1 protein-coding gene is annotated in these 239 nt (G+C 54.4%); it reads right to left on the bottom strand.

Annotated elements, in window-relative coordinates; all coding sequences use genetic code 11:
- A partial coding sequence (locus tag AC2Q9J_RS18460) for a M20/M25/M40 family metallo-hydrolase (RefSeq protein ID WP_499042188.1) occupies positions 1-239 on the bottom strand: 239 nt, incomplete at both ends.

The raw sequence follows: 239 nt of genomic DNA on the forward strand, positions 1-239 counted from the left end.
TGATATGGAGCTCTCTCGCGCTCGCGAACAACACGCCCGGTTGTGACGCGACCATGCCGACAGGATATTCAGGCGCGACATGTAAGCCGAACAATGCATCCGGGCGGAAGTGATAGAACAATTCTGATTTCGCCATCGGTTCGGCACCACCCGGTCCCTCTTCGGCCGGTTGGAAAAAGACGACAAGGTGATGGTTAAGCGGTTCCTCGATCGCTCGTTTAATTAATCCAAGTGCGATC

The organism is Planococcus sp. RAB007_Raresut (genome assembly GCF_057369535.1).